Raw genomic sequence first — 20600 nt, 5'->3', positions numbered from 1 at the left:
ATCGCGGGGCAAGCCCGCTCCTACGGGGTAGGAGCGGGCTTGCCCCGCGAAAAGGTCAGCTCGACAGGTACGAAGAACGGGTCAGCCCCAGACGCAACGCGTCGAGGAACTGGGTCTTCTCACGCGCGGTGATCTTGGCGCTGGCGCACTTGTCGCGGTAATGAGTCATCAACTCCTCCGGCGACAGGTGCACGTAGCGCAGCATGTCCTCGATGGTGTCGTGGGTCTCGATACCGGCGTGGTACACGGTGCCATTCGGGTTCTGGTAGATGTTCACCGAATCGGTGTCACCGAACAGGTTGTGCATGTCGCCGAGGATTTCCTGGTAAGCGCCGACCAGGAAGATACCCAGCAGGTAGTCCTCACCTTCTTTGATCGCGTGCACCGGCAAGCTGGTCTCGATGCTCTGCTCGTCGACGTACTGGTTGATCTTGCCGTCGGAGTCGCAGGTCAGGTCCTGCAGCACCGCGCGGCGCATCGGCTCTTCGTCCAGGCGATGCAGCGGCAGGATCGGCAGGACCTGGCCGATGGCCCAGGTGTCCGGCAGGCTCTGGAACACCGAGAAGTTGCAGATGTACTTGTCGGCCAGCTTGTCGTTGAGCTCGTCCAGCACCTGGCGGTGCGAGCGCTGGCGGGCCTTGAGCGAGTTGTGCAGGCGACGGCACAGGGCGAAGTAGCACTGCTCGGCCAGGGCCTTCTCGGCCAGGGAGATCTTGCCGTCGGCGTACTGGGCCGCCACGTCGCTCATGTAGTGGGTGGCGCGCCAGTAGGTCTCGGTGACCATCTCGATATCGGTCGGGCCCAGCAGGTCGGCCAGCCACTGCACGGTCTCGGGCAGGCTGTCCTTGTTCTCGATCACCGGCACTTCGTCGTTGTGCTTCTCGACGTCGGTCACCTGCACCACCAGCATGGCGTGGTGGGCGGTCAGCGAGCGGCCGCTCTCGGAGAAGATGTGCGGATGCGGCAGGCCCTGGGCATCGCAGAACTCCTTGAGCATGCCGACCACGACACCGGCGTAGTCGTCCATGTCGTAGTTGATCGAGCTGGCGTTGCGCGAGTGGGTGCCGTCGTAGTCGACGCCCAGGCCGCCACCGACGTCGATGTGATCGACCGGCAGGTTCAGGGCGCGCAGTTCGCCGTAGTAACGAATCGCTTCCTTGAAACCGTGCTGGTAGTCGGCGAGGTTGGCGATCTGCGACCCCATGTGGAAGTGCAGCAGGCGGATGCCCTGGTCAAGGCCGGCATCGCGGAAGCGCTGTACCACCGAGATCAGTTGCGCAGCCGACAGGCCGAACTTGGATTTCTCGCCACCGGTGTCGGCCCACTTGCTCGACGCCAGCGACGACAGGCGCACGCGCAGGCCGACCTGTGGCTTGACCTTGAGGTCGGCCGCTTCTTCGATCACCAGCGCCACTTCCGACTCTTTCTCGATGACGATGAAGACGTTGTGACCGAGCTTCTGGCCCATCAGCGCCAGGCGGATGAACTCACGGTCCTTGTAGCCGTTGCAGACGATGGTGCCGCCTTTCGGTGCCAGCGCCAGCACCGCCAGCAGCTCGGGCTTGGAGCCGGCTTCCAGGCCGATGGAAACGTTCTGGGTGGCGATGATGTTTTCCACCACCGCTTCCTGCTGGTTGACCTTGATCGGGTAAAGCGCGGTGTACTTGCTCTGGTATTCCAGGCGCGCGATGTTGGCGTCGAAAGCACCGGTCAGCTGGCGCACGCGGTCTTGCAGGATGTCGGGGAAGCGCACCAGCAGCGGCAGCGACAGGCCGCTCTTGCGCAGTTCATCGACCTGCTCGTAGAGGTCGATCGGCGCGCTGCCCGGGCCGTTGGGTCGAACTTCGACGCGCCCGGCCTCGTTGATTGCGAAATAACCGGCCCCCCAATGGCGAATGCCATAAACGCTGCGGCTGTCCGCAACTGTCCATTGGCTGCCATCGTCTTTGCGTGTGCGTCGTACGGACATTGAAGTCCCCTATATAAAAAGTCGAAAAACACCGGCCCACAGCTGGCGGGCGCAGTGTAAAACCTGGAAATGACGATTTTCCGTGTTCAGGGATAGACCCTTCCTACGGGAACGAGTTTAGAAAGCGAATTGCAAAAAATCGCGATGCTGTCTTCAGCCGCCGGACTTTTTCGCTTTGAAGCCTTGTTTGATCAGCTCTGCCAACAACAGCTCGACATGATCGCCCTGGATTTCGATGACGCCGTCTTTCAACGCGCCACCGGTGCCACATCGCCGTTTGAGCGTGCTGGCCAGGTCCTTGAGCTGTTCCAGGGGCAGCGGAACGCCGCTGATGGTCGTCACCGTCTTGCCGCCACGGCCCTTGCTTTCGCGGCGCACGCGAGCAATGCCATCGCCTTCGGGGATGATCGACTGTTTGCAGATGCAGGCATCTATGGGTTTGCTGCAGTCCGGGCAATGCCGACCTGCGTCAGTGGAGAACACCAGGCCACCGAGGGCGGCGAATGATGAGGCTTTCTTGGCCACTTTTGATCCTCGTACGGTGAGGACAAAAACTGGTCGATACCCCTGGCAGGGTGCCGACCGCGAAGCCCCACTCTGGCAGGGGCAGCGCTACTGCCACACCAGGGTGCGGCAGCCTTAAAAGGCCGCGCAGTGTAACGATAAATCGCGCGAATGCTAAGTACAAAACTGCGCCATTTTAGGCAGGAATCGCGACGTCAGGCTTGACGGTCGATATAGCGCTGCAGCGCCGCCAGGGAGTCGGGGCAATACGGCTGCTGCCGGCTGTCGGCCAGGGCCTGGTCGAGGGGCAGGAAGCGGGCTTCGCTGACCTCCTCAGGTTGCAGGCGCAAAGGCCCGTCCCAGACGGCCGAGAACACCGCGCACCAGAGCCGGTTGCCGGGCTGGTCGAAGAAGAAGCGCTCGTGGAAGGTCAGTTCGACCCCGGCCACTCCCAGCTCTTCTTCCAGCTCACGGGCCGCCGAATCGGCAAAGCTTTCGTCCGCCTGGACCATGCCGCCGGCGGCCACATCCCAGTACCCTGGATAGATGGCCTTGCTCTCGGTGCGCCGGTGCACGCATAGCTCACCGGCCGAGTTGAACAGCAGGATGTAGGTGCCGCGCCCGATCAGGCCGCGCTCGCGCAGTTCGGCCCGTGGCAAGGCGCCCAGCAACTGGTCGTTGTCGTCGACCCAGGCGATCAGCTCGGCATCGGAGGCGGCGCGATGGGCCGCCTCCTGCTTGGAGATGGCCACCGGTCAGCCCTGGGACAGCAGCTGGCGAAGGTCGATGACCGCGGCATTGGCCCGGGAGATGTAGTTGGCCATGACCAGCGAGTGGTTGGCCCACATGCCGAAGCCGCTGCCGTTGAGCACCATCGGGCTCCACAGTGGCTCCTGGGAGGCTTCCAGCTCACGGATGATCTGGCGCACGCTGACCGTGGCGTTCTTCTTGGCCAGTACGTCGGCGAAGTCGACTTCGATGGCGCGCAGCAGGTGCGACAGGGCCCAGGCTTGGCCGCGGGCTTCATAGAAGACGTTGTCGATCTGCAGCCATGGGGTCTCGACCACTTCCTCATCCAGTTGCGGTGCCTGCCCGGCGACCACGGTCTCGGTCTTCAGGGTGCTGTTGAGCTTGACCCGGCCAACGCTGGCCGACAGGCGCTGCGACAGCGAGCCCAGGCGGGTGGCGACGTCGCCCAGCCAGTTGTTGAGGTTGTCGGCACGGGTGTAGAACAGCGCGCCCTGCTGCTCGGAGGCCAGGCGGCTCTGGTAGCGGGTCAGCGAGTTGATGCCTTCCTGGAACTCGGATTCGCTCGACGGCAGGATCCAGCTCTTGTTGTCGAAGTTGAAGCGCGGCTCGGCCTTGGCCAGGTCGGCGTCTTCGGCAGACTGCGACTGCGAGCGGGCGAAGTCCTTGCGCAGCGCCCGGCTCAGGTCGCGGACCTGGACCAGCACGCCGTATTCCCAGCTGGGCATGTTGTCCATCCACAGGCCTGGCGGGAAGCGGTCGTTGGAGATGTAGCCACCCGGCTTGGTCAGCAAGGTGCCGGCAACGGTCTTGAGGGTTTCCACCGTGGTAAAGCCCACGACCATTTGCTGGCCGCTCTTCTCAGCGGCCGCCTGGGCATTCTGCTGGACCGGGAACAGGTCCGGCTCGGCGCTCCAGTACCAGCCCAGGGCGATGCACACCAACAGGTAAAGGCCGATCAGCGTGCCCAGCGCACGGCTGAAGAACAACCCACCGAAGTAGCTACGGGTGGCGGCGCTGCGCGGTTCTACCCGCTCGCGTGCCTCGGCTTTGCCTGTACGGTTTTTCCAGTCCAGCATGGCGTTGTCCTTTGTGTCACGTTGGTTCAAGGGGTTCGACCGCAACCCCCGGGCTTCGTGCCAGCGCTGTGCGGTTTTCCGTTACGCGCCGCCTGCCGGGGTCGGCAAGTATCGCAGCACTATAAATCAAGCGCGCCGGTTCGTATAAGCGACTGATGAGTCAGAAAATGAATTAAAAACTTGTACAGTAAATTGATACAAGGCACTCGATTGTCCAGCAAGTGGTGCTAGCATAGAGCCATCACTCGAACTGCCTCACCCCTTACAAGTAGTCAGGACATGACCGAGCCAGAAGACCCCAGTCGTGAGCGCCTCAAGCAGCACTTTGCCCAACGGGTCATTCACCAGGCTCGGCAAATCCTCGAAATCTGGCAGCGCCTGCAGCGCAGCGAGTGGTCGACGGGCGACCTGGGTGAACTGAGCGAGGCCACCCTGCGCCTGCAACGCTACGCCGAGCGCTTCGAACAGCCGGAACACAGCCAGCTGGCCGAGGCCATCGGCCAGACCCTGGCCGCCGTCGAAGCCAACAGCGCACAACTGAGCAGCCACCTGATCAGTGAGCTCAACCGCCTGATGCTGCGCCTGTCGCGCACCGGCCTGCGCCAGGGCGACAAGCTCGAACAGGTACCCCTGCCGCCCCTGCGCAAGCCGGTCTATATCATGCTCCAGGACCACGAGAGGGCCGAGCGCCTGGCCCAGCAGCTGGAGTTCTTCGGCCTTGGTGTACAAGCCTTGTACAGCGCCGATGCCTTTCGCGCCTCGATGGTCGAGCGGCTGCCGTCGGCCATCGTCATGGATGTCGACTTCAGCGGCCCTGGCCTCGGCCTGCAACTGGCCGCCCAGGCCCAGCTAGGGCTTGAGCACCGGGTGCCGCTGTTGTTTTTCAGCCTGGATGAAACCGATACGCCCACGCGCCTGGCCGCGGTACGTGCCGGCGGCCAGGAGTTCCTGACTGGCACCCTGGAAGCCTCCAGCCTGCTGGAGAAAGTCGAACTGTTGACCAGCGTCACCCAGTACGAACCCTTCAAGGTATTGATCATCGACGATTCCCGGGCCCAGGCCATGCACACCGAGCGCCTGCTCAACAGTGCCGGCATCGTCACCCGCACCCTGACCGACCCGATCCGTACCATGGCCGAGCTTGCCGACTTCCAGCCCGACCTGATCATCCTCGACATGTACATGCCAGCGTGCACCGGCCCGGAGCTGGCCAAGGTGATCCGCCACAATGACCGCTACGTCAGCGTGCCGATCATCTACCTGTCGGCCGAAGACGACCTGGACAAGCAACTCGACGCCATGAGCGAAGGCGGCGACGACTTCCTGACCAAGCCGATCCGTTCGCGCCATCTGATCACCACCGTGCGCAACCGCGCCGCTCGCGCGCGTAACCTCAAGGCGCGCATGGTGCGTGACAGCCTGACCGGGCTGTACAACCACACCCATATCCTGCAACTGCTCGAGGACTGCAGCTTCCGCGCCCGCCGTGAGGAGCAGCCGTTGAGCTTTGCCATGCTCGACATCGATCACTTCAAGAAGGTCAACGACAGCCATGGCCACCCTATGGGCGACCGGGTGATCAAGAGCCTGGCGCTGTTTCTCAAGCAGCGCCTGCGCAAGACCGACTTCATCGGCCGCTACGGCGGTGAAGAGTTCGCCATTGTCATGCCCAACACCGATCTTGCGGCTGCGCACCAGGTGCTGGATGAGATCCGCCGGCGCTTTGCCGAGATCCACTACCCGGCCCAGCCCCGGGACCTGTTCTGCACCTTCAGTGCCGGGGTGGTGCAGCTGCGTGACGGGCTCGATGCCCTGAGCATGGCCACGGCCGCCGACGAAGCCCTGTACCGGGCCAAGGGCGCCGGGCGCAATCGCGTACAACGGGTGGACTGATCAAGGCAAAGTGCCACTTTTTTCTCCAAGCCCTCCGCTTCGTCATCACCCGGTCATAAAAACGCAATAACTTCAGGCGCTTACCGTTCGGCCGTTGGTAGACAACGCACATGCGCCTGAAGCTGCTCACCAATTTCAACACCCTGTTGCTGGTCACCGTCTGCATCGCCCTGGGCGCCACCTTGTGGTGGTCGCAACGCGCACTGGAACGCCCCTATCAGCTGATGGAGCAGTACCTGTCACTGTCCCGGCAGTTCCAGGACCAGGTGGCGCGCAACATCCAGGATTACCTCGGCAGCGGCGATGCCCTGCGCCATGCCACGGCGGTACAGGCCACGGCCGACCTGCAGGAACAGTTCAAGCAACTGCCCGAAGCGCTGGCTGCCAGTGTGCGCCCCAGCCTCGACAGCCTGCAGCACTTTAGCGGCAACGAACTGCTGGCGGCGGGCAAACTGGCGGGCGATCCACAGGCCTTGCTGCAGCAGGCCGAGCGCGAGCTGGGGGCCAGCCTCGATCAACTGGCCAGCTATGCAAAAGACAGTGGCAACGACGCTGCCGGGCGTTACACCCCGGTGCTGTTCAAGGCCGCACTGCACCTTTCACGCCTGTCGCTGGCCCGCGACAAACTGGTCAGCAGCGGACGTAGCGAGCTGGCCGACGAAGTGCAACGTGAACTGCAACTGATCATCGCCCAGGCCCAGGCGCTGGATGAGCTGCCGTTGCTTGGCGTCACCCACAGCAGTCAATCCGGTGCCGATGATTTTGCCGCCCTCATGGGGCTTGAATCGCAAGGTGCCAGCATCGCCGAGGACAGTGGCATCGGTCTCAAGCGCGAGTTGACCAGTCTGCTCAACCGCTACCCGGCCGAGCTGCAGCGCACCCGCGAGCTGATCCAGCGGCGCAGCGAGCTGGCGGCCAGTACCCACCAGCGCATCGAAGCCGTCCAGCAAGCCATCACTGCCCTCGAGCCCGGCGTGCGCAGCCAGCACGCCACCATCCAGGGCGAGGTGCGGATGATCCAGGGGCTGATGATCGGCCTGATCCTGCTGATCGCCCTGCTGATCGACACCCTGCAACGGCGCCTGGCGCGGGTCCTGACCAGCCTGGCCCCGGCCCTGTCGCGCTGGGCCGAGGGCGATTTCGCCCAGCCCATCGCCCTGGGCAAGAGCAACCGCGAGATGCACGACATCCAGGAGTCGCTCAACCGCCTGCGACACTATCTGGTGGAACTGGTCGGCACCCTGCGCACCCATGCCGAACAGGTGGCCGGCAGCAGCCATGCCCTGGCCGGCATGAGCAGCGCCCTGCACGACGGCGCCGAGCGCCAGGCCGGCGATACCGCACAGATCCGCGATGCCCTGGGCGAGCTGGAAGCGACCATCCTGCAAGTGGCCGGTGATGCCAGCCAGGCCGCCGACGCCAGCCGCGACGCCGGGCGTGCAGTGGAACAGGGCCAGGCGGTGATCGGCCAGAGCCTGTCCGGCCTGCGCGCACTGGTCGATGAAGTGCAGGGCAATGCGCAGATGATCGAGCAACTGGCCGAGGAGTCCGCCACCATCGGCGGCGTGCTCACGGTGATCCGTTCGATTGCCGAACAGACCAACCTGCTGGCCCTTAACGCCGCCATCGAAGCGGCGCGCGCCGGCGAAATGGGCCGCGGCTTTGCCGTGGTGGCTGAAGAGGTGCGCTCGCTGGCCCAGCGCACCACCGGTGCCACCGCCGAGATCCAGACCCTGATCGGCCGTTTGCAACAGGCAGCCCGCGAATCGGTGCAAGGCATGCGCGACCAGCTTGAACACGCCGAAGCCACCGCCAGCCAGGCCCAGTCGGCCGACGGGGCGCTGGATGAGATCGTCACGGCGATCCAGACCATTTCCGCCACCGCCGTACGCATTGCCGACGTCACGGCCCAGCAGAGTGGCGCGGTCAGTGAGATCCGCGATCACAGCGAGCGGATTCATGACCTGGGCGAGGATAACCTGCAGCGTATCGGTGAGGGGCGCGAGCAAGGCGAGCAATTGCTCAGGCTGGGTGGGGAGTTGAATACGGCGGTACGGGCGTTTCGGGTCTGAAATCGTGTCGTGCCCATCGCGGGGCAAGCCCGCTCCTGCAGCCGCGATGGGCGCGACGCCACCCCAAAGTCCGCTATGATGCAGGCACTTCTGTACTGCGAGACCGCCATGCGCCGCCTGTTTTTCCTTCTGTTCATGCTCCTGGCCTTGCCTGCCGTCGGCGCCGGCCTGCTCGACAACCGCCCAAGCGCCACCCTGGGCGCCGCCTCGCTGAACAACAGCGACGATTTCCTGCCTGTGCATGAAGCCTTCAAGCTGAGCCTGATCCACAGCGACGCCAAAAGCCTCAAGCTGCGTTTTGTCGCCGCTGATGGCTATTACCTCTATCGCCATCGCTTCCAGTTCCACACCGAGCCCACCGACATCACCCTGGGCAATGCCCAAATCCCGCCCGGCGAAGCCAAGCACGACGACTTCTTCGGCGACGTCGAGGTCTATCACGGCATCCTCGACATCGAGATACCGCGACCAGCCGGCGACCCGCGCGCCTTCACCCTGCTGGTGGGCTACCAGGGCTGCGCCGACAAAGGCCTGTGCTATCCGCCGGAAACCGAGCGCCTGAGCATCGATGGCACCGAAGCGGCCCCGGCGCCAGGCTCGCCCAAGGCCTGGACCTGGAAAGAGCTGCTGCTGTTCTTCCTCGCCGGTGTCGGCCTGACCTTCACCCCCTGTGTGCTGCCGATGCTGCCGATCCTCTCCGGTGTGGTCCTGCGCGGCCAGGTCGGTGGCCTGCGCGGCCTGGCCCTGTCGCTGTCCTACGTGGTGTCGATGGCTGCCTGCTTTGCCCTGCTGGGGGCCTTGATGGGGCTGTTCGGCGCCGGCATGAACCTGCAGGCGCGCCTGCAGTCGGCCTGGGTACTGGTACCGTTTTCGCTGTTTTTCGTGCTGTTCGCCTTGGCCATGTTCGGCCTGTTCGAGCTGAAGCTGCCCCACGCCATCAGCACGCCGCTGGAGCGTCTGGTCGGGCGGACCAAGGGCGGCTCGCTGATCGGCGCGGCGATCCTGGGGATCTTTTCCAGCCTGCTGGTATCGCCCTGCGTGTCGGCGCCACTGGCCGGTGCGTTGCTGTATATCAGCGCCAGCGGCGATGCCGCCGGTGGTGCACTGAAGCTGTTCGCCCTGGGCCTGGGCATGGGCGCCCCGCTGCTGCTGGTTGCCACCGGTGGCGCGGCCTGGCTGCCGAAAAGCGGGCCCTGGCTGGTCACGGTCAAGAACGCCATTGGCGTGTTGCTGCTGGGGCTGGCCATCGCCCTGCTCAGCCGCGTGTTGCCCGGGCAGGTCACGCTGCTGCTGGTGGGCCTGCTGAGCGCAGGTGTGGCGCTGTTCCTCGGTGCGCTGGAGTTCACCAGCAAGACCGCCCGGCAACGCCTGGCCCAATTGCTCGGCCTGTTGCTGCTGGTCTATGCCCTGGCCTGCTGGTATGGCGCCCTCAGCGGCCAGACCGACCCGCTACGCCCACTGCCTCAGGCCGCGCTGGTCAGCACCGACAAAGGTGCGCCGGTCAGTGCGCAGAGCGACTGGCAGACCGTGACGACCCCCGCCGCCCTCGACAGCGCCCTGGCCGAGGCCAAGGCAGCCGGGCAAGCCGTGGTACTGGACTGGTACGCCGACTGGTGCATCAGTTGCAAGGTGATCGAGCGCGAAGTGCTGACGGCCCCGGCGGTGAAAGAACAGCTCAAGGACTTCAAGCTGGTGCGCTTCGACATTACCGAAAGCAATGCGCAACAACGTGCGCTGCTCGACCGCTATCTATTGTTCGGCCCGCCTGCACTGCTGTTCTTTGCCACGAACGGCAGCGAAAATACCGCTGCACGTGTGGTGGGCGAGACAAACGCCGGCGAATTTGCCGAACATCTGACGCGCATTCGCGCCGATCTGGGTCTATAACTTCTTCTGGCCGTGAAAAAGCCATCATCGATGACCAAAATTAATAAATTAGTCACATATCTGGCGTGAATCTCGGTCATCGTGCTGGCTATTGTCGGTAACTGGACACTGCCCGCCGGTTTGCGGCATAGTCGCCGCGCAACGTTTGTGCCTAACGATAAAAGGAACCACAGATGGCAACGCTACTGGTGCTGCACGGCCCCAACCTGAACCTGCTCGGAACCCGCGAGCCGGGCGTCTATGGCGCCGTGACCCTGGCCCAGATCAACCAGGACCTGGAGCAGCGCGCCCGCGCCGCCGGCCATCACTTGCAGTACCTGCAGAGCAATGCCGAGTACGAATTGATCGATCGCATCCACGCCGCTCGCACCGAAGGCGTCGACTTCATTTTGATCAATCCAGCAGCTTTCACACACACAAGCGTCGCATTACGTGACGCATTGCTGGCGGTGAGCATCCCATTCATCGAAGTGCACCTGTCCAACGTGCACAAGCGTGAGCCTTTTCGCCATCACTCCTACTTTTCCGATGTCGCCGTAGGAGTGATTTGCGGCCTGGGCGCCAGCGGTTACCGGCTGGCCCTGGAGTCCGCCCTGGAACACCTGGCTGCCAACGCGAAGCCCTGATGACGAGAACCCGGCCTGTGGGCCGGGGCTCACAAGAAACGTTTGCTAACACGTTTTTATATTTACGCCCCTGACCGAACCTTGGGAGTTGATGATTAATGGATATCCGTAAAGTCAAGAAACTGATCGAACTGCTGGAAGAGTCTGGCATCGACGAGCTGGAGATCAAGGAAGGCGAGGAATCCGTACGGATCAGCCGTCACAGCAAGGCCCCGGCCCAGCAATACTTCGCGCCAGCCCCCGTCGCTGCCGCCGTTGCACCTGTCGCCGCACCAGCCGCCGCTGCTGCGCCAGCCGCCGAAGCCCCGGCCGCGCCAGCCCTGAAAGGCACCATCGTCCGCTCGCCAATGGTCGGTACCTTCTATCGCAAGCCTTCGCCGACCTCGGCCAACTTCGCTGAAGTCGGTCAGAGCGTGAAGAAGGGCGACACCCTGTGCATCGTCGAAGCCATGAAGATGATGAACCACATCGAAGCCGACATCGGCGGTGTGATCGACGCCATCCTGGTGGAAGACGGCCAGCCGGTTGAGTTCGACCAGCCGCTGTTCACCATCGTTTGAACCGCGGAGAGCCAACGATGTCTGCGAAGCTGGAAAAAGTCCTGATTGCCAACCGCGGGGAAATTGCCCTGCGGATCCTGCGTGCCTGCAAAGAACTGGGCATCAAGACCGTCGCCGTACACTCCACGGCAGACCGCGAACTGATGCACCTGGGCCTGGCCGACGAGTCGGTGTGCATTGGCCCGGCCTCCTCCAAGGACTCCTACCTGCACATTCCGGCGATCATCGCCGCGGCAGAAGTCACCGGTGCTACCGCCATCCACCCAGGCTACGGTTTCCTCGCCGAGAACGCCGACTTCGCCGAACAGGTGGAGAAGTCCGGTTTCGCCTTCATCGGCCCGAAAGCTGACACCATTCGCCTGATGGGCGACAAGGTTTCGGCCAAGGACGCGATGATCAAGTCGGGCGTACCGACCGTTCCGGGTTCCGACGGCCCACTGCCGGAAGACGAAGAAACCGCGCTGGCGATCGCCCGCGAGGTAGGCTACCCGGTGATCATCAAGGCCGCCGGTGGCGGTGGTGGTCGCGGCATGCGCGTGGTGCACAAGGAAGAGGACCTGATCGCCTCGGCCAAGCTGACCCGTACCGAAGCCGGTGCTGCGTTCGGTAACCCGATGGTCTACCTGGAGAAGTTCCTGACCAACCCACGCCACGTGGAAGTCCAGGTACTGTCCGACGGCCAGGGCAACGCCGTGCACCTGGGCGACCGCGACTGCTCGCTGCAGCGCCGTCACCAGAAGGTACTGGAAGAAGCACCGGCCCCGGGCATCGATGAAAAAGCCCGCCAGGAAGTGTTCAAGCGCTGTGTCGATGCCTGCATCGAGATCGGCTACCGTGGCGCCGGCACCTTCGAGTTCCTCTACGAGAACGGCCGTTTCTACTTCATCGAAATGAACACCCGTGTTCAGGTGGAGCACCCGGTTTCGGAGATGGTCACCGGTATCGACATCGTCAAGGAGATGCTCAGCATCGCCGCTGGCAACAAGCTTTCGTTCCGTCAGGAAGACGTGGTGATCCGCGGTCACTCCCTGGAGTGCCGGATCAACGCCGAAGACCCGAAGAAGTTCATCCCGAGCCCAGGCACGGTCAAGCACTTCCACGCCCCGGGCGGCAACGGCGTTCGCGTCGATTCGCACCTGTACAGCGGTTACGCGGTTCCACCGAACTACGACTCGCTGATCGGCAAGCTGATCACCTACGGCAAGGACCGTGACGAAGCCATGGCACGCATGCGCAATGCCCTGGACGAAATCGTCGTCGACGGTATCAAGACCAACATCCCGCTGCACCGCGACCTGGTGCGTGATGAAGGTTTCTGCAAAGGTGGCGTCAACATTCACTATCTGGAACACAAACTGGCTAGCCAGGAGTGATCCTCAGGTGATGTGAAAAAGACCCCGGTCCGATGGCCGGGGTCTTTTTTTGGTTCTTCACGGAATACAGGGGGCTACGATCCTTGGGCTTGGGCTTGGGCTTGGGTGTCGAGGTGGCGAGCTTATCCATTCCATGCAGCGACGCTGGCGGCCCCTTCCGCCCTTACGGCGGGTCCCTTTTGTCTTGGCAAAAGGAACCAAAACCGCTCGCTCCTGCATCCGGCCCTACGCTACGCTCCGGGTTCCCTCGCTACGGTGTCTTCCAGGGGCTGCGCGGCCTACGACTTGCTTCGCCAAGTCTACGGCTCGCGTTCTTCGGCTACGCCGAAGGGTGCTGCGCACCCGCCCCCTCCAGACACCTACGCTCGGCCTCCTGAAGTCGCGAAGTTACGGGTGGCGCCTACAGTGGCGCATCTTCGAAATCAGAGGTCGGCGCAGCCTGGCTGACGCCATCGCGGGACAAGCCCGCTCCTACTCTTGCTCTTGCTCTTGCTCTTGCTCTTGCTCTTGCTCTTGCTCTTGCTCTTGATCTTCATGCGCGTTGTTTCAGGCGCCACAGAATGCGACTTCAGGAGGCCGAGTGGAGGTGCCTGCAGGGGCCGTGCGTAGCACCTTCGGCGTAGCCGAAGAACGCGAGCCGTAGACTTGGCGTAGCAAGTCGTAGGCCGCGTGGCCCCGGAGGGCGCCGGAGCGAGGGGACCCGGAGCGCAGCGGAGGGCCGGATGCAGGAGCCAGCGGTTTTGCCTACTTTTCCCAAGAGAAAAGTAGGCCGCCGTAAAGGCGGAAGGGGCCGGCAGCGTCGCTGCATGGAATGGATAAGCCCGCAGACTCGACACCCAAGCCCAAGGAACCTAGCCCCCGGAATTCCGTGAAGAACCTTTTTTTTGCGGCTGATCTACCGGTGACCGCCCCTGCTGGCGATGCGCGCCCCACAAACCCTTCACACTGAAGTAAACTGGCGGGCTTCCCGCAGCCTTTGGCTGCCCCTGTAGATTTTTCCAAAGGTGCCCGCCATGCCCTGGCTGCAAGTACGTCTGGCCATCAGCCCGGAACAAGCCGAAACCTATGAAGATGCCCTGCTCGAAGTAGGCGCCGTTTCGGTCACCTTCATGGACGCCGAAGATCAACCGATCTTCGAACCGGACCTCAATACCACGCCGCTGTGGTCGCACACCCACTTGCTGGCGCTGTTCGAAGCCGATACCGATGCCGCCGCGGTGTTCGCCCATCTGCAGCTGCTGACCGGCGCCGAACTGCCCGAGCACCAGGCCGAAGTCATCGAGGACCAGGACTGGGAGCGCAGCTGGATGGACAACTTCCAGCCCATGCGCTTCGGCCAGCGCCTGTGGATCGTGCCGAGCTGGCACGCCGCTCCCGAGCCCGATGCGGTCAACCTGCTGCTCGACCCGGGCCTGGCCTTCGGCACCGGCACCCACCCGACCACCGCACTGTGCCTGGAGTGGCTCGACGGCCAGGACCTCAACGACGCGCAAGTACTCGACTTCGGCTGCGGCTCCGGCATCCTGGCCATTGCCGCCCTGCTGCTGGGCGCCCGCGAAGCCGTGGGTACCGATATCGACGTGCAGGCCCTGGAAGCCTCCCGCGACAACGCCGGGCGCAATGGCATCGCCGACGAGCGTTTTGCCCTGTACCTGCCCGAGCACATGCCGGCGATGCAGGCCGATGTGCTGGTGGCCAACATCCTCGCCGGCCCGCTGGTCTCGCTGGCCCCGCAGCTGTCGACCCTGGTGCGTCCGGGCGGCCTGCTGGCACTTTCCGGGATCCTCGCCGAGCAGGGCGAAGAGGTGGCCGCGGCCTACGCCAAGGACTTCGACCTCGACCCGATCACCGTTCGTGACGGCTGGGTACGCATCAGTGGTCGCCGCCGCTAAGTGCGCCTAGAATAATCTTCTGCATAACCCGGACCGCCGCATGACCGACAGTTTCGTCACCCAGTGCCCGCATTGCCAGACCAGCTTTCGCGTCAGCCACAATCAGTTGAGCGTGGCCCGCGGCGTCGTGCGTTGCGGTGCCTGCCTGCAGGTATTCAACGCCGCCAAGCAGCTGCTGGAACAGAGTGCAGCGCAACAGCCGGCCAGTGAACCTGCGAGCGTCGCGCCCGCGAGCCCGGTGCAAGTGGCGCCGGCGCCTGCCCACGAGTGGACGGCCAGCGAGCTGGACCTCGACCAGCTGGACCTCGACCAGGAGCTGGCGCGCCTGGAACAGCGCGAGATCCAGCCGACCACCGAGTTCAAGGGCGGTGCGCCGCGCGAAGAAAGCCTCAGCGCCCACCGCGACGAGCCGGACAGCGACGACACACACTTGCCCGGCGGCCTGTTCAGCACCCCGGCCGACGAGCGCGAAGTGCTGGCTGACGAGCTCGAAGAGCCTCAGCCGCCGCTGATAGAACAGGCACCACTGGACCTGGAACCGGAACCCGGGGAGCGCACCGAGCCTTCCCTGACGCTGGACCCGGATGTGCTTGGCGACGACCTCGACGAACCCCTCCATCACCATCAACCGGTGGTGACTGAGCTGGACGAGCCAGCTGTCGAGCGGCTCTCGGCCAAAGCGCCTGAAGACGACCTGGATGCACCGGAACCGGATCTGCACGAGCGTCACGAGCCCGACCTGGTGCCGACGCGCGGCACCCGCAAGGAGCCGTTGCTCGACCTGGTCGACGACCCGCTGCAACTGGACTGGAAGAAGCCCAAGGCCCACTGGGGCAAGCGCCTGCTGTGGCTGTTCCTGGTGCTGCTGGCCGCGGCTGCGCTGGCCGGCCAGTACATCTGGTATCACTTCGACGAACTGGCCCGCCAGGACCGCTACCGCCCCTGGTTCCAGCAGATCTGCCCGCAGGTCGGCTGCCAGGTACCCTCCCGGGTCGACATTGCCCGGATCAAGAGCAGCAACCTGGTGGTGCGTAGCCATCCGGACTTCAACGGCGCCCTGATCGTCGACGCGATCATCTACAACCGCGCGCCCTTCACCCAACCGTTCCCGTTGCTGGAGCTGCGCTTTGCCGACCTCAACGGCCAGTTGATCGCCAGCCGGCGCTTCAAACCCGCCGAGTACCTCAGTGGCGAGCTGGCCGGCAAGGGTGAAATGCCGAGCCAGGTGCCGATCCACATCGCCCTGGACATCCTCGATCCAGGGCCCAAGGCGGTCAATTACAGCCTGAGCTTCCGCTCGCCGGAATAACCCCGAAGGCCACTGCCCGACCCTGCAAACTGTCGGGCATAACGCCGCAGTTGTTCAGATTTTATCCAAATCCATCTTTATCCGGTCACCGAGAGCGGGTATCATGCCCACCCTTTTTCGAACTCTAATGATCCGGCCCCACAACAGGGAACTCCTATGTCGGCGGTACGCATCGGCCCATACACACTGCAGAACAGCCTGATCCTCGCGCCGATGGCCGGGGTCACGGACCAGCCATTTCGTCAGCTGTGCCGACGAATGGGTGCAGGCCTGGTGGTGTCGGAGATGGTCAGCAGTGACATGAGCCTGTGGAACAGCCGCAAGTCGCGCCTGCGCATGGTTCACGAAGGCGATCCCGAGCCACGCTCGGTGCAGATCGCCGGTGGTGACGCGCAGATGCTCGCAGCGGCAGCCCGGGCCAATGTCGAGGCCGGCGCGCAGATCATCGACATCAACATGGGCTGTCCGGCAAAAAAAGTCTGCAACAAGGCTGCAGGCTCTGCTTTATTGAAAGATGAAGCCCTGGTCAGCGAGATCCTCCACGCGGTAGTTGCCGCCGTGGACGTACCGGTTACGCTGAAAATCCGCACCGGCTGGGACCGGGCGAACAAGAACGGCCTGACGGTGGCGAAAATCGCTGAACAGGCTGGCATCCAGGCACTGGCGGTCCACGGACGAACCCGTGCCGACCTGTACACCGGCGACGCCGAGTACGACACCATCGCGGCAATCAAGCAGGCGGTGTCGATCCCGGTGTTTGCCAACGGCGATATCACATCGCCAGAAAAGGCCCGGGACGTCTTGCAGGCGACCGGCGCCGACGGCCTGTTGATCGGCCGGGCTGCCCAGGGGCGGCCATGGATCTTTCGCGAGATCGAGCATTACCTGCGTACCGGCGAGCACTTGCCGGCACCGCAGCTGGAAGAAGTGGAACGCATTCTGCTGGAACACCTGACCGCGCTGCACGCCTTCTACGGCGATGTGATGGGCGTACGCATCGCCCGCAAGCATGTCGGCTGGTACCTGGCAACGCTTCCGGGCGCCAGGGAGTTTCGCGCCCAGTTCAATCGTTTGGAAGATACGCAAGCGCAGTGCGCCAACGTTCGTAGCTTTTTCCACGAACGTGAACAGAGCCTTGAGACAGAGGACGGACAAGGGGTGGCCGCATGACGATGATGACCGAGACTTTAGTGAGTGGAACAACGCCCGTGAGCGACAACGTCAACTTGAAACAGCACCTGAATACACCGAGCGAAGAGGGTCAGACCCTTCGCGGCAGTGTGGAAAAGGCGCTGCACAACTATTTCGCCCATCTGGAGGGCGCGGCCGTCACGGACGTGTACAACCTGGTGCTCTCGGAAGTCGAAGCGCCGTTGCTCGAAAGCGTGATGAACTACGTCAAGGGCAACCAGACCAAGGCCAGCGAGCTGCTCGGGCTCAACCGCGGCACCTTGCGCAAGAAACTCAAGCAGTACGATTTGTTGTAAGCAAGCATCCAAACCAGAAAAGGCGGCTCCCATTCGATGAGGTCGCCTTTTTTGCTGACTCCACCGCGTTATGGAATCTGAAATGACCGACCAGACTACCCGCCTGCCGATCCGCCGCGCCTTGATCAGTGTTTCCGACAAGACCGGGATCCTTGAATTCGCCCGTGAGCTGCAACAGCTCGGCGTCGAGATCCTGTCCACCGGCGGCACCTTCAAGCTGCTCCAGGACAACGGCGTTGCCGCGGTGGAAGTTGCCGACTACACCGGTTTTGCCGAAATGATGGATGGCCGGGTCAAGACCCTGCACCCGAAGATCCACGGCGGCATCCTCGGCCGTCGCGGCACTGACGATGCGATCATGGCCGAACACGGCATCAAGCCGATCGACCTGGTTGCCGTCAACCTGTACCCGTTCGAAGCGACCATCTCCAAGCCGGGTTGCGACCTGCCGACCGCCATCGAGAACATCGACATCGGTGGTCCGACCATGGTCCGCTCGGCGGCCAAGAACCACAAGGACGTCGCCATCGTGGTCAACGCCAGCGACTACGGCCAGGTACTGGAAAGCCTCAAGGCCGGTGGCCTGACCTACGCCCAGCGTTTCGACCTGATGCTCAAGGCCTTCGAGCACACCGCTGCCTACGACGGCATGATCGCCAACTACATGGGCACCGTGAACCAGGCCGCCGAGACCCTGAGCACAGAAGGCCGCAGCGAATTCCCGCGCACCTTCAACAGCCAGTTCATCAAGGCCCAGGAAATGCGCTACGGCGAGAACCCGCACCAGAGCGCGGCGTTCTATGTCGAGGCCAAGCCGTCCGAAGCCGGCATCGCCACCGCCGTGCAGCTGCAGGGCAAGGAACTGTCGTATAACAACGTGGCCGACACCGACGCTGCGCTGGAATGCGTGAAGAGCTTCGTCAAGCCGGCCTGCGTCATCGTCAAGCACGCCAACCCGTGCGGCGTGGCCGTGAGCCCGGACGCCGAAGGCGGCATTCGCCAGGCCTATGAGCTGGCCTACGCCACCGACACCGAGTCGGCCTTCGGCGGCATCATCGCCTTCAACCGCGAGCTGGATGCCGAAACCGCCAAGGCCATCGTCGAGCGTCAGTTCGTCGAAGTGATCATTGCCCCCAGCGTCAGCGAAGAAGCCCGCGCCGTGGTCGCCGCCAAGGCCAATGTGCGCCTGCTGGCCTGCGGCCAGTGGTCGGCCGAACGTGCCGCTGCCTGGGACTACAAGCGCGTCACCGGCGGCCTGCTGGTACAGAGCCGCGACATCGGCATGATCACCGAGGGCGACCTGAAGGTGGTCACCAAGCGTGCGCCGACCGAGCAGGAAATCCACGACCTGATCTTCGCCTGGAAAGTGGCCAAGTTCGTCAAATCCAACGCTATCGTCTACGCCAAGAACCGCCAGACCATCGGTGTCGGCGCCGGCCAGATGAGCCGCGTGAACTCCGCGCGCATCGCCGCGATCAAGGCTGAGCACGCCGGTCTGCAGGTACAGGGCGCGGTCATGGCTTCGGATGCGTTCTTCCCGTTCCGTGACGGTATCGATAACGCGGCTAAAGTAGGTATCACTGCAGTGATCCAGCCAGGCGGTTCGATGCGTGATGCCGAGGTGATCGCTGCTGCTGATGAAGCTGGCATCGCCATGGTCTTCACCGGCATGCGTCACTTCCGTCACTGATACCGGCCTGTAGGAGCGGGCTTGTCCCGCGATTGCGGTGTGACGGTCACATCGCATCGCGGGACAAGCCCGCTCCTACAAGGATCTGCCCCATCCGAATTAGCGTCATCGAGGTTTTGACATGAATGTTTTGATTATCGGCAGCGGCGGTCGTGAACACGCCCTGGCCTGGAAAGTCGCCCAGGATCCACGGGTCGAGAAGGTCTTCGTTGCCCCGGGCAACGCCGGTACCGCCATCGAAGCCAAGTGCGAGAACGTCGACATCGACGTCACCGCCCTGGAGCAACTGGCCGACTTCGCCGAGAAGAACGTCGCCCTGACCATCGTCGGCCCAGAGGGCCCGCTGGTGGCCGGTGTGGTCGACCTGTTCCGCAGCCGTGGCCTGGACTGCTTTGGTCCGACCAAGGGCGCAGCCCAGCTGGAAGGTTCCAAGGCCTTCACCAAGGACTTCCTGGCCCGGCACAAGATCCCGACCGCCGACTACCAGAACTTCACCGAGATCGAGCCGGCCCTGGCCTACCTGCGCGAGAAAGGCGCTCCGATCGTGATCAAGGCCGATGGCCTGGCCGCCGGTAAAGGCGTGATTGTCGCCATGACCCTGGCCGAAGCCGAAGACGCCGTACGCGACATGCTCGCCGGCAACGCCTTCGGTGACGCCGGTTCGCGCGTGGTCATCGAGGAGTTCCTCGACGGCGAGGAAGCCAGCTTCATCGTCATGGTCGACGGCCAGAACGTACTGCCAATGGCCACCAGCCAGGACCACAAGCGCGTCGGCGACGGCGATACCGGCCCGAACACCGGCGGCATGGGTGCCTACTCCCCTGCCCCGGTGGTCACCGCCGAAGTGCACCAGCGGGTCATGGACCAGGTGATCTGGCCGACCGTGCGCGGCATGGCCGAGGAAGGCAACGTCTACACCGGCTTCCTGTATGCCGGTCTGATGATCGACAAGGCCGGTAACCCGAAGGTCATCGAGTTCAACTGCCGTTTCGGCGACCCGGAAACCCAGCCGGTCATGCTGCGCCTGGCGTCGAGCCTGGTGCTGCTGGTCGAGGCGGCCTTCGCCAAGGCCCTGGACAAGGTCGAAGCCCAGTGGGATCCGCGCCCGAGCCTGGGTGTGGTCCTGGCAGCTGGCGGCTACCCTGGCGACTACAGCAAGGGTGCGACCATCAACGGCCTCGACGCTGCAGCCAAGCTGGAAGGCAAAGTCTTCCACGCCGGTACCGCGCTCAAGGACGGTCAGGTCGTGGCCACCGGTGGCCGCGTGCTCTGCGCCACTGCGCTGGGCAGCAGCGTCGAGTCCGCCCAGCAGCAGGCCTACCGCCTGGCCGCCGAGATCAATTGGGACGGCAGTTTCTACCGCAAGGACATCGGCTACCGTGCCATTGCCCGCGAACGTGGTGAGCATCAGCAGTAAAACAGCGCCCGGCAGCAGCGACGCCCCGTGCGTCCTGCTTCCGGCTCGTCGCCAGGGCCCCTCGGGGGCCTTGCCTTCGACTTGGCGCGCCGCGC

General features: G+C 63.8%; 16 protein-coding genes. 12 read left to right on the top strand and 4 right to left on the bottom strand.

Annotated features, from left to right (window positions below):
- Positions 1 to 55 precede the first annotated feature (55 nt).
- From speA to M2D63_RS14280, 4 genes are all read right to left on the bottom strand, one after another.
- Complete coding sequence (gene speA / locus M2D63_RS14295; RefSeq protein ID WP_285863582.1) at positions 56 to 1969, bottom strand: arginine decarboxylase; 1914 nt, start codon at positions 1967 to 1969, stop codon at positions 56 to 58.
- Positions 1970 to 2122: 153 nt separating this feature from the next.
- Positions 2123 to 2494, bottom strand: a complete 372-nt coding sequence (locus tag M2D63_RS14290) for a translation initiation factor Sui1 (protein WP_285863581.1) — start codon at positions 2492 to 2494, stop codon at positions 2123 to 2125.
- A gap of 194 nt (positions 2495 to 2688) precedes the next feature.
- On the bottom strand, positions 2689 to 3225 hold the full coding sequence (locus M2D63_RS14285) for an NUDIX hydrolase (RefSeq protein ID WP_285863580.1): 537 nt from the start codon (positions 3223 to 3225) through the stop codon (positions 2689 to 2691).
- A 3-nt stretch (positions 3226 to 3228) separates the two neighbouring features.
- Positions 3229 to 4299: a DUF2333 family protein gene (locus M2D63_RS14280; protein WP_285863579.1), complete on the bottom strand. Its 1071-nt coding sequence runs from the start codon at positions 4297 to 4299 to the stop codon at positions 3229 to 3231.
- 279 nt (positions 4300 to 4578) lie between these two features.
- On the opposite strand from M2D63_RS14280, the gene M2D63_RS14275 reads away from it, so the two are divergent.
- From M2D63_RS14275 to purD, 12 genes are all read left to right on the top strand, one after another.
- Positions 4579 to 6192 (top strand): PleD family two-component system response regulator, encoded by a 1614-nt coding sequence (locus M2D63_RS14275; protein ID WP_285863578.1) that lies wholly within the window; start codon positions 4579 to 4581, stop codon positions 6190 to 6192.
- Positions 6193 to 6302: 110 nt separating this feature from the next.
- The gene (locus tag M2D63_RS14270; RefSeq protein WP_285863577.1) at positions 6303 to 8264 is read left to right on the top strand and encodes a methyl-accepting chemotaxis protein; all 1962 of its coding nucleotides are present in this window, start codon (positions 6303 to 6305) and stop codon (positions 8262 to 8264) included.
- A 108-nt stretch (positions 8265 to 8372) separates the two neighbouring features.
- A complete protein-coding gene (locus M2D63_RS14265; RefSeq protein WP_285863576.1) occupies positions 8373 to 10151 on the top strand; it encodes a protein-disulfide reductase DsbD in 1779 nt (592 codons plus the stop codon).
- Between the two features lie 173 nt (positions 10152 to 10324).
- Positions 10325 to 10777, top strand: a complete 453-nt coding sequence (gene aroQ / locus M2D63_RS14260; protein ID WP_285863575.1) for a type II 3-dehydroquinate dehydratase — start codon at positions 10325 to 10327, stop codon at positions 10775 to 10777.
- Between the two features lie 98 nt (positions 10778 to 10875).
- The gene (gene accB, locus M2D63_RS14255) at positions 10876 to 11337 is read left to right on the top strand and encodes an acetyl-CoA carboxylase biotin carboxyl carrier protein (RefSeq protein ID WP_285863574.1); all 462 of its coding nucleotides are present in this window, start codon (positions 10876 to 10878) and stop codon (positions 11335 to 11337) included.
- 17 nt (positions 11338 to 11354) lie between these two features.
- On the top strand, positions 11355 to 12710 hold the full coding sequence (accC, locus tag M2D63_RS14250; RefSeq protein ID WP_285863573.1) for an acetyl-CoA carboxylase biotin carboxylase subunit: 1356 nt from the start codon (positions 11355 to 11357) through the stop codon (positions 12708 to 12710).
- A 1013-nt stretch (positions 12711 to 13723) separates the two neighbouring features.
- Entirely contained in the window at positions 13724 to 14602 is an 879-nt protein-coding gene (gene prmA / locus M2D63_RS14245) for a 50S ribosomal protein L11 methyltransferase (RefSeq protein ID WP_285863572.1), read from the top strand.
- Positions 14603 to 14642: 40 nt separating this feature from the next.
- Positions 14643 to 15911 carry a DUF3426 domain-containing protein gene (locus tag M2D63_RS14240; RefSeq protein ID WP_285863571.1) on the top strand — a complete coding sequence of 423 codons (1269 nt, stop codon included), beginning with the start codon at positions 14643 to 14645 and terminating at the stop codon, positions 15909 to 15911.
- Positions 15912 to 16067: 156 nt separating this feature from the next.
- Positions 16068 to 17081 carry a tRNA dihydrouridine synthase DusB gene (dusB, locus tag M2D63_RS14235; RefSeq protein WP_285863570.1) on the top strand — a complete coding sequence of 338 codons (1014 nt, stop codon included), beginning with the start codon at positions 16068 to 16070 and terminating at the stop codon, positions 17079 to 17081.
- Positions 17078 to 17398 (top strand): DNA-binding transcriptional regulator Fis, encoded by a 321-nt coding sequence (gene fis / locus M2D63_RS14230; protein ID WP_003186237.1) that lies wholly within the window; start codon positions 17078 to 17080, stop codon positions 17396 to 17398. Before dusB ends, fis begins: the two co-directional genes overlap by 4 nt.
- Positions 17399 to 17480: 82 nt before the next feature.
- Positions 17481 to 19088 (top strand): bifunctional phosphoribosylaminoimidazolecarboxamide formyltransferase/IMP cyclohydrolase, encoded by a 1608-nt coding sequence (purH, locus tag M2D63_RS14225; RefSeq protein WP_285863569.1) that lies wholly within the window; start codon positions 17481 to 17483, stop codon positions 19086 to 19088.
- Positions 19089 to 19209: 121 nt separating this feature from the next.
- The gene (gene purD, locus M2D63_RS14220) at positions 19210 to 20505 is read left to right on the top strand and encodes a phosphoribosylamine--glycine ligase (protein ID WP_285863568.1); all 1296 of its coding nucleotides are present in this window, start codon (positions 19210 to 19212) and stop codon (positions 20503 to 20505) included.
- The last annotated feature ends 95 nt before the right edge of the window (positions 20506 to 20600 follow it).

Origin of the sequence: Pseudomonas sp. BJa5 (genome assembly GCF_030272875.2) — a bacterium.
In the GTDB taxonomy this organism is placed as follows: domain Bacteria; phylum Pseudomonadota; class Gammaproteobacteria; order Pseudomonadales; family Pseudomonadaceae; genus Aquipseudomonas.
This window is presented reverse-complemented; position numbering and strand designations above follow the sequence as displayed.